Origin of the sequence: Tangfeifania diversioriginum, from assembly GCF_900141875.1 — a bacterium.
GTDB lineage: Bacteria > Bacteroidota > Bacteroidia > Bacteroidales > Prolixibacteraceae > Tangfeifania > Tangfeifania diversioriginum.
Window position 1 is genome coordinate 155,658 of sequence record NZ_FQZE01000007.1, and the last position, 7,386, is coordinate 163,043.

Below are 7,386 nucleotides of genomic sequence, written 5' to 3' on the forward strand. Positions count from 1 at the left end.
TTTTGGAAGCCTAATTTTTAGGAATGAAGAAAACGTTATTACTGATATTTTTTTATTGGATTTCGAACCTGGCATTTGCCCAGTACTTCCAAACGGGACAGGACCCGGCTTCCATAAAATGGCACCAGATTAATACGGAAAATTTTCAGCTCATTTATCCTGATTATTATGAAGAACAGGCACAAGAGCTGGCCGGAAAACTGGAAGCTGTTTACAATTATGGTTCTTATTCGCTAAACCATAAACCCCGGAAAATATCGGTAATACTACACACACAAACGGTTAAATCGAACGGACTTGTAGCCTGGGCACCCAAACGCGCTGAATTTTATACCACGCCACATCAGGGAATTTATCCGCAGGACTGGCTCGAACAGCTGGCACTGCACGAATTCCGCCATGTGGTTCAGGTGGATAAAGTGAACAGTTTGCTTCCCGGAATTGTAAAAGCTGTACTCGGCCAGCAGGGGACTGCGCTGATTTTTGGCGGATACCTGCCCTGGTGGATTATTGAAGGCGATGCAGTTGTTACTGAAACAGCATTAAGTGATTATGGCCGCGGACGATTTCCTTCATTTTTGATGGAACATCGCGCACAAGTAGTTGAGAAAGGCGTGTTTCGTTACGACAAAGCCTATTTAGGTTCGTATCGCGATTTTGTGCCCAACCATTACAAACTGGGTTACTACATGGTGGGAAGTGCACGCGCCAAATATGGCACCGACCTGTGGGAGAAAGTTTTAACAAGAGTGGGAAATAAGCCGTTTTCTCTTTTTCCGGTAAACCAGGTACTTAAAAAAGAAACCGGATTGAAAAAGAAAACGCTCTACAAATCGGTTTTCAACAATCTGCAATCGGATTGGATTGTTTCTGATGAGCGTTACGAACCATCTGAATTTGAGCCTGTAACTTCTCAGCCAAAATATTTTGCAAGCTATAACTACAACCATTGGTTAAATGATTCAACATTGATTTCTTATAAAACTTCGTATGATGAAATTCCTTCTTTCAGCAAAATTGATCTGAACGGCAATGAAGAAAAAATTTTCAAGCCCGGGCCTATTTTTAATGAATCGGTTTCGTATTCCGGTGAATGGATTCTTTGGTCGGAGCAAATACCGGATTTGAGGTGGGAACACAGCGGAAAATCGTTATTGAGGTTGTATAATTTAAAAACAGGCAGGCTACTCGAATTAAAACCTGAATTTAAGAGTTTCAGTCCGGCACTTTCAAAAAATAAAAAGAAACTGGTGGTGGTGGAAACCGATTTTTCAAACAACTATTACCTTTCAGTTTATTCGGTTCCGCAAGGCGAATTAATTGAGCGTTTTCAAACCAGTGAAAACAACTACTTTTTTTCACCGGTGTGGATCAACGACAATGAAGTTGCCGCCGTAACACTTTCAGCAGAAGGAAAACGACTGGCAAAAGTCAATTTTCAAAAAAATGAAATGGTACAACTGCTGGATGAAGATTTGGGCGATTTGAAGCATTTGGTTCCTGCGGGTGATTACTTGTATTTTGTCAGTTCTTTTTCTGCGAAGAACAGTTTGTACAGGTATAACTTTTCAAACCAGGTGGTTGAACAAGTTTATGAACCGCGTTTTGGGATTGAATCGCCGGCTGTTTCGGCAGATAGTTCAAAAATAGTTGTAAGCGATTACACTGCTGATGGTTTTCGTTTGATTTCAATTCCGGCCGAGTCCGAAAATGCAACTCCGCTTTCAGAAGTAAAAAAAGGTGAATATCAGCTGGCCGAGGCTTTATCGGAACAGGAGATTGGGAAACCTGATTTCAGCGCCACAGATTCGGTTTCGTATGATTCAAAGAAATACAGCAAAGCTGCCCATTTGTTTAATTTTCACAGTTGGGCCCCGCTTTTTATCGATGCCGGAGCGTACGATATTTCGCCGGGAGTCAGCCTGATGTCGCAAAATAAACTGGGAACTGCCGAAACGGTTTTGGGCTACAAATGGGATTATGCTGAAGAATCCGGTCAGTTTTACGGAAATTACACGTATAAGGGCTGGTACCCAAAAATTGATTTTGAACTGACCAACGGAAACAGGCGATCGAAATACTTACAAATTGAACAAACCACCGACAGGAATGGAAATATTATCAGCCAGGATACAACCTCTCAGAAATTTACGTGGGGAGAATTGCGTGCAGGTTCAGGAATTCGCTTTCCTTTTAATTTGAGCAAAGGCAAGTATAACCGGTATCTTCAGCCTGAACTACAATACAATTTCACATCGTATAAAAGGCACAATTCAACTCCCGACAAATTTAACGTCGGAAATTTCCACACGTTAAGTTACCGGTTCTACTACCACCAGCTTTTACGGAAAAGTTACCATGACATGTATCCTGATTTTGGCTTTGTGCTCGATGGTGCTTACCGGCATTCAGTAGCTGGCTCACTAAATCCGGGAAATATGTGGGCTTTGGAATCGGTAATTTATGCACCGGGATTATTAAATTCACATGGAATAAAACTGTATGGCGGAACGCAAAAAACAAGTAATGACGGCTCGCTTGGGTTTTCCGACATGGTCAGGTATGCACGCAACTGGGGGAAAATAAATACCACGGGCTTGTCAACTTTGGGTGTTGATTATAAATTTCCGCTTTTTTATCCCGATTGGAACCTGGGAGGATTATTGTATGTTCGACGCGTAAAAATGGCATTGTTTGGCGACCTCTCGCGGCTGAAAGGAAATTTCTATCACAACGGGGAAATTACCGGAACCTTTGTGAAAGACATCACTTCCTTTGGTACCGAAATTACTTCGGATGTTAATTTTTTCAGGTTTTATGCGCCGGCAGATATCGGCTTCCGGGCATCATGGATTCCCGAAGTGAAAGATGTTTATTTCGATTTTCTTTTTTCAATCGATTTCTCCTCTTTTTAACGTGAAAACCGTTATTTCGGGCTGCATATCGAGCCGCCAGGGGATTCCAATTGTGCCTAACCCTGTATTTACATAAAGCACCGATGCGCCGTTTCGGTAAAGTCCGCCCCAGTATTTACTTGTGAGACAGGCCAGACTAAAAGAAATACCTGCTGGCTTTAGGCCCCATTGCAATCCGTGTGTGTGCCCCGACAATGTTAATTCAATACTCTTTTTGCCTTTAACCTGGCTTTCCCAGTGGGCCGGATCGTGCGTCATTAAAATTGTGAAGGCTTCTTCAGGCACTCCCTGTAATGCTTTTTCCAGATTGGCATACTGCGGAAACGGCGGATGCCCCCAGTTTTCAACCCCTACCAGAAAAATGGAATCATTTCCCTTTTTTATTACTGTATGCTGATTCTCTAAAAGCGTAAACCCGGTTTCATTCAAAACCGAAATAATTCCCTCGAGGTTGGATAGCTTTTCTTCAGGTGAATCCCAATCGGTATAGTCACCATAATCGTGGTTTCCTAATGTAGAATAGGAAAGACTGAGGTCACCCATATCTTTTAAAACCGGCAGAAAACCGTTGGTCTCCGTTTGGAAATTGTTAACCAGATCCCCTGTAAATAAGAGTAGATCAGGATCCATTCTTTCAAATTTTGTTTTAGTCTTATTCAGGATTGTATTCGATTTTAACATTCCTCCGATGTGTAAATCCGAAAACTGGACGATCCGATAATTATCAAAATTTTTCGGCAGGTTTCGATAAGTCAAAGTAACTTCTTTTACAGTTAAATTTTGTTTTCCAATTACAACACCATAAAGTAAACTAATACCCAATCCTGCTGAAATTACGAAACCTGCCAGCGAAATTATTATTGATTTCTTTTCAAAAAACCAATGCAGTACAAAAGCCAGCGCATTTGGAATATTGAAAATAAAAATGGTAAACAGGATGGCATTAAAGTAAAAATAAATGGGGTAGTTGGTGGCATTTCGGGGTTGGTTGGGGTAGATATACAATGAAATAAATCCTAAAATAATTATCACATTCAAAAACCATAATAAACGCTTGAGCAATCTTTTTTTATTCTGCAAAAAAATTACAGTTAGATTTTTTATTGATCCTCCGGCCAACAATAAATAAAAAATGATAAAAAATAGAATATAAAGTATTTGAAATGACCGCATGCTGTTTTAAACTAAATTTTACTTGTGAACGAATCTCCTTTCAATCTATTATTGTGTTATAAGTCAATTATTTGAACTCAAATAGGAGTACTTTTAAATTCGCGAGAATTGAATATTTTCATTTAACCGTACAAATATACGTAAACAGGCCAAAGAAAAATGATGAAAGGGGCTGAATTGACCATTCCGGATATTTGGGATAAATTGAATTAATAAAAGAATCATCCTGATTCTTTTATTCTTCGTATTAACATTTTTGAAGAGAATATGAAGTAAACAAATGGGAGTCTGTGTTTAATTGTAAACTTATTGTGGGCATGTAACAGGTTTGAATGATACAAATGTGCATCACAAAAATTATTTTTAATCTTTCAGAAAAACATGCAAGTACAAAGCCCAATTCCACTTTTATTTGAAAGGCAATTAAACGCAATTGCCAAAATTTAATATCATAAAACTCATTATTCCAACCAATTAAATTTGTTTATTTAAAGTAGTTTATAGATAATATACATTTGTGGTTACTTTCAGCACTTAAAACACTTATTTTCTTAACTTAAATAATTGGTTGCCAGAATAAAACAAATATTTAATTAAAGTTAATTACAGGTTTTGATATTTTAAGTTTACTAATTGTATATCAAGAGCTTATTTAAATATGAGAAGAACAAAGGGAAATATTTAATCAAACAGCATTAAATAAATATTCAGGAAAAATTTAGGAAATAAAAATATATATAATTACATTTGTATAGGTTAAATGTGCAATGCAGAAATGAAAGATCGCATAAAAAAAATAATTGATTACAAAGGTATATCAGCTGGCGAATTAGCTGATTTACTTGATGTTCAGCGTTCAAATGTTTCGCATATATTAAATGGCAGAAATAAACCAGGGGCTGTTTTTATCGAAAGATTTCTGCTTACATTTCCAGATGTAAACGCCCGCTGGCTGCTTACAGGCAAAGAAGACATGCTCAATAGAACATCTAACAGTTCAATTGAAACTACCTCCACAAGGAATGATAATACCTCAAATAATATTGATGCTGAAATCACTGGCAATCAATTTAAAAATAAGATTGAAAAGGTGATATTGCTTCATTCTGACGGAACTTTTACATCTTATACTCCCAATTAATTATCTTAATTATTCATATTTTGATTTCTTTCCTTTACCCATGGAAACAGAGACCTTTTATTTACATTTGAAATATTATGTTGTAAAACACAAAACAAAATGTTACAAAAATAAACAGTTTTCAAAATATTGTTTTACATTTGTAGTGTCCTTAAACAATGACGAGATGATAATTTAAATATATTGATTTCTCGATTTACAAGCCCTAAGATTTTTAATTACATTTACAGAAGAGGGACCGTTACCAGTTAGCGGTCCTTTTTTTATTAAGTTTCTTCAATTTCAAATTTTCTGAAAATAAAATAAAGCTATCTTTGCAGGTAAATATTTAGGATATGGGCAAAAAGGCAGTAGGTGATTTTACTGTAATTTCAAATAGAAAACTAAATCAATCCAATTTTCTTTTAAAGCTGGCCGCTCCCGGGCCTTTACCCGATATTTCCCCGGGGCAGTTTGTCAATGTTGACATCAAAAATGCGAAAGAAATATTCCTGCGCCGTCCGTTTTCGGTTTTCGAAGTCGATTATTCCAACAACACGTTATCACTTATTGTAAAAATTCTGGGCAGAGGTTCAAAAGTACTCACTGAGATTAACGAAGGAGATAAAATCAGCCTTATTTATCCGCTTGGTAAGAGTTTTACTATTCCGTCGGCAAATGAGAAAATACTAGCTGTTGGAGGAGGTAGCGGAGTTGCACCACTTCTGTTTCTGGCAAAAGAATCGAAGTTAAAAACAGATAATGTAGATATAATCCTGGGCGCACGTAGTGCTGAAGACCATATTCAGGTTGATGAGTATAAAAAATTTGCAAATTTACATTTTACAACTGAAGATGGTACGCTGGGAGCTAAAGGTTTTGTTACCCACCATCCTGTTTTCCGGGAAAAACTGAATGCTTACGATAAAGTTTATGCCTGCGGCCCTGATGCAATGATGAAAGCAGTTGCCAAAGAAGCAAAGGCAGCAGGTGTTTTTTGTGAAGTATCGCTCGAAAACCTGATGGCTTGTGGCTTTGGCGTTTGCTTGTGCTGTATTGAACCTACTCAACATGGTAACAAATGTGTATGCACTGACGGTCCGGTGTTTAATATTAATGATTTGAAATGGCAGATTTAAGTGGAAAAATACATAAACTGAATTTAAAAAATCCGGTAATGCTCGCTTCTGGAACGTGCGGATTTGCAGAGGAAATTAATGATTTTTATGATGTTTCGCAGGTGGGAGGGATTTTCCTGAAAGGAACAACTCTGCGCAATCGCGATGGCAACGAATATCCGCGAATGGCTGAAACAGCCTCAGGGATGTTAAATGCTGTTGGCCTGCAAAATAAAGGAGTTGATTATTTCATTGAAACTACTTACCCCAAAATAAAGGATTACAACACGCCGCTTATTGTAAACGTAAATGGTTCTACCGTAGAAGAATACATTGAATTAACCGAAAAGATTAACGAACTGGACAAAATTCCGGCAATTGAATTAAATATTTCCTGCCCCAATGTAAAGGAAGGCGGAATGGCTTTTGGAATTACCTGCCCGGGGGCGGAAGCTGTTACCAGGGAGGTCCGAAGAGTGTACGACAAAACTTTAATTGTCAAGCTTTCGCCAAATGTTACCGATGTTTCCGAAATTGCAAAAGCTGTTGAAGGCCAGGGAGCCGATAGTGTGTCACTGGTAAATACTTTTTTGGGAATGGCAATTGATTCGGCTACACGTAAACCTCTTCTTTCAACCATAACCGGGGGACTTTCAGGCCCTGCAATTAAACCAATTGCACTGCGAATGGTTTGGCAGGTTGCGCAGGCTGTAAAAATTCCGGTAATTGGCATTGGCGGAATTATAAACACTGCCGATGCCATTGAATTTTTGCTGGCCGGTGCATCGGCCGTTCAGGTTGGAACCGGATTATTTAAAGATCCGTTCATCCCCCTTGAAATCATTGAAGGCATGAAAAAATACCTCGAAGAGCATAGATTAAACAATATCACTGATTTAATTGGCGGTTTACAAATGTAAACATTCTCTTTTTTTGATTCTTCATTTCTTTTCTTCAAACCTTTTTAACCTACCTTATACACAATCATGCAACGTTGTTTAATTGTGCGAGTTGATTCTCAAGAAATTTAATACGCTTTTCTTTAAATGCTGCTTGGTTC

At 38.1% G+C, this 7,386-nt stretch carries 5 protein-coding genes; 4 read left to right on the forward strand and 1 reads right to left on the reverse strand.

Features of this window, described 5'->3' with window-relative positions:
• Positions 1-23 precede the first annotated feature (23 nt).
• The gene (locus BUC07_RS06550; protein WP_073167492.1) at positions 24-2,915 is read left to right on the forward strand and encodes a TolB-like translocation protein; all 2,892 of its coding nucleotides are present in this window, start codon (positions 24-26) and stop codon (positions 2,913-2,915) included.
• Here the strand turns inward: BUC07_RS06550 and BUC07_RS06555 are convergent.
• Positions 2,892-3,947, reverse strand: a complete 1,056-nt coding sequence (locus tag BUC07_RS06555) for a metallophosphoesterase (RefSeq protein ID WP_175552477.1) — start codon at positions 3,945-3,947, stop codon at positions 2,892-2,894. The genes BUC07_RS06550 and BUC07_RS06555 overlap by 24 nt on opposite strands.
• Before the next feature lie 916 nt (positions 3,948-4,863).
• On the opposite strand from BUC07_RS06555, the gene BUC07_RS06560 reads away from it, so the two are divergent.
• From BUC07_RS06560 to BUC07_RS06570, 3 genes are all read left to right on the forward strand, one after another.
• The gene (locus BUC07_RS06560) at positions 4,864-5,229 is read left to right on the forward strand and encodes a helix-turn-helix domain-containing protein (protein ID WP_175552478.1); all 366 of its coding nucleotides are present in this window, start codon (positions 4,864-4,866) and stop codon (positions 5,227-5,229) included.
• A 335-nt stretch (positions 5,230-5,564) separates the two neighbouring features.
• Positions 5,565-6,347: a dihydroorotate dehydrogenase electron transfer subunit gene (locus BUC07_RS06565; RefSeq protein WP_073167502.1), complete on the forward strand. Its 783-nt coding sequence runs from the start codon at positions 5,565-5,567 to the stop codon at positions 6,345-6,347.
• Positions 6,335-7,246 carry a dihydroorotate dehydrogenase gene (locus BUC07_RS06570; RefSeq protein ID WP_073167505.1) on the forward strand — a complete coding sequence of 304 codons (912 nt, stop codon included), beginning with the start codon at positions 6,335-6,337 and terminating at the stop codon, positions 7,244-7,246. The genes BUC07_RS06565 and BUC07_RS06570 overlap by 13 nt, the downstream gene beginning before the upstream one ends.
• Positions 7,247-7,386 lie beyond the last annotated feature (140 nt).

Excerpts from the sequence above, each read along its gene's own strand:
- BUC07_RS06550 (WP_073167492.1), top strand. The coding sequence starts at position 24 with ATGAAGAAAACGTTATTACTGATATTTTTTTATTGGATTTCGAACCTG.
- BUC07_RS06560 (WP_175552478.1), top strand. The coding sequence starts at position 4,864 with ATGAAAGATCGCATAAAAAAAATAATTGATTACAAAGGTATATCAGCT.
- BUC07_RS06565 (WP_073167502.1), top strand. The coding sequence starts at position 5,565 with ATGGGCAAAAAGGCAGTAGGTGATTTTACTGTAATTTCAAATAGAAAA.
- BUC07_RS06570 (WP_073167505.1), top strand. The coding sequence starts at position 6,335 with ATGGCAGATTTAAGTGGAAAAATACATAAACTGAATTTAAAAAATCCG.